Here is a 2263-nt window from a genome sequence, read left to right as displayed (position 1 = left end):
ACATCCTGGCGCTGAATGCCGCTGTCGAGGCGGCCCGGGCCGGCGAGCAGGGGCGTGGCTTCGCCGTCGTCGCCTCCGAGGTGCGTGCGCTGGCGCAGCGCTCGGCCGGCGCCGCCCGCGAGATCAAGGGCCTGATCCAGGCCAGCGTCGACCGTGTCGACACGGGCGCCCGCCAGGCCGAGGGGGCCGGCGAGGTCATGCAGCGCGTGGTCGCCCAGGTCGGCCAGGTCGACACCTTGATCCGGGAGATTTCCGCGGCGACGCAAGAACAGAACGGCGGCATCCAGCAAGTCGGCGGCGCCGTCTCCCACCTCGACCAGGTGACCCAGCAGAACGCCGCGCTGGTCGAGCAGAGTGCCGCCGCCGCCGAGAGCCTCAACGGCCAGGCCCAGCAACTGGCCAAGCTGGTCAGCCAATTCCGCCTCCGCACCGCCTGAGCCCTCCCCCGCCATCCTCGGTCGCAAAACCGACGCAGTACGGTCCTGGTCGGGGACGGTGAGGCGTGGGGTTCCGGCGCTTGACGCCGGGGCCCCATGCCTCGGCGGCCAACGCCCGGGCCGCTTCAGGGGCGTCCTCGCCACCGCTCCCCCGCCTCGCCCCCAACGCCCGTGTCCGGCCACGGACGCCCTCCCCGATTACCTAAGTCACCACGCCCAACCGCCCCCACTGGCTATCCTTTCCTCCGGTCAAGAAGGACAGCCAAGATGCTCACGCCTCGTTCGGGACACCACGGATACATGCGCGCCGCTCGCCGCGGCGCCACAGGAACGCTGCTGGCGCTGGGCGCGCTCGGCCTGCTGGGGGGCTGCTCGTCGATCGACAAGCTCAATCCCTTCTCCAGCTCGCCCAAGCCCACCGAGGTGCGCGGCAGCATCCAAGCGTCGCCGCAGCTCAACCCGAGCGTCAACAAGCGCCCCTCCCCGCTGCTGGTGCGGGTGTATGAGCTGAAGTCGACCAACGCCTTCAATGCTGCCGATTTCATCAGCCTGTACCAGAAGGACCAGGCCGAGCTTGGCACCGAGATGGTCGCCCGCGAGGAAATGACCCTCCAGCCCGGCGAATCCCGGACCATCAACAAGAAGACGCTGTCGCCGGAGACCCGCTTCATCGCCGTCTTCGGCGCCTACCGCGACCTGGAGCATGCGCGCTGGCGCGCCGTGGTGCCGGTGATGGTCGGCAAGAAGCAGGACGTCCTCATCCAGGCCGACGAGCTGTCGGTCAGCGCCTCGGTCAAGCAGCCGTGAGCTGGCACAGCAAGGTCATCTGGTCGCAGGGCATGTTCCTGCTGCCCCACCATTTCCAGCAGGAAACCCGATATCTGGAGCACCTGGTCGACAGCCGCGCCCGCGCGCTGGCGCCGCATGGCTGGGGCTTCACCGAGCTGGTGCTGGACGAGGCGCTGCTGAGCGTCGGCCGGCTGGGCATCGTGCGCGCCAGCGGCATCCTGCCCGACGGCACGCCCTTCCAGATCCCGCAGGCGGACGCCGCGCTGGCGCCGCTGGAGGTGCCTGCCGACCTCAAGGGCGACATGATCGTGCTGGCCGCGCCGATCGCGCGCCCGGGCACCGACCAGGTGGCCTTCAACGGCCACGATGCCGGCGAGCTGCACCGCTACCACGTCGTCGACCAGGACCTGCGCGACCAGACCAGCGCCGGCGACGAGCCCGAGCCCGTCCAGACCGGCGCGCTCACGCTGCGGCTGCTGCCGGCGCGCGAGCTCAACGACGCCTATGCCGCGCTGGGCGTGGCCCGCGTGGCCGAGCGCCGCGCCGACCAGCAGCTGGTGCTGGACCGCAGCTACATCCCGCCGCAGACCCGCATCGACGCCAGCGGCCACCTGTCCGCGATGGCCTCGCTGCTGCACGGGCTGGTGCGCCAGCGCGCGCAGCTGCTGTCCTCGCGCATGGGGCAGCTGGGCAACGGCGTGTCCGAGCTGGCCGACTTCCTGATGCTGCAGGCGCTGAACCGCGCCGACCCGCTGTTCCGCCAGCATGCCGAGTCGCCGCATGTCCATCCGGAGCTGCTGCACCGCGACTGCCTGCAGCTGGCCGGCGATCTGGCCACCTTCGTGAGCGACACCCGCCTGGCGCCCGAATATCCGCTGTACCGCCACGACGACCTGCGCGGCAGTTTCGCGCCGCTGCTGGAGGACCTGCGCCGCATGCTCAGCGTGGTGCTGGAGCGCAACGCGCTGCAGATCGACCTGACCGAGCGCACCCATGGCGTGCGCACCGCCGTCGTGCCCGATGCCGACCTGCTGCGC

The 2263-nt window shown here is 71.1% G+C and carries 3 protein-coding genes; all 3 read left to right on the top strand.

Annotated elements, in window-relative coordinates; all coding sequences use genetic code 11:
- Nucleotides 1-437 (top strand): methyl-accepting chemotaxis protein (locus FUT87_RS10835; protein ID WP_255511767.1); only part of this gene is annotated, 437 nt, incomplete at its 5' end.
- Between the two features lie 300 nt (nt 438-737).
- A complete protein-coding gene (gene tssJ / locus FUT87_RS10830; RefSeq protein WP_175538249.1) occupies nt 738-1244 on the top strand; it encodes a type VI secretion system lipoprotein TssJ in 507 nt (168 codons plus the stop codon).
- Nucleotides 1241-2263, top strand: a 1023-nt coding sequence (tssK, locus tag FUT87_RS10825; RefSeq protein ID WP_147241012.1) for a type VI secretion system baseplate subunit TssK, incomplete at its 3' end; no start/stop codon positions are given. The genes tssJ and tssK, both read left to right, overlap by 4 nt.

This window comes from Mitsuaria sp. TWR114 (assembly GCF_007997345.1).
This window is presented reverse-complemented; position numbering and strand designations above follow the sequence as displayed.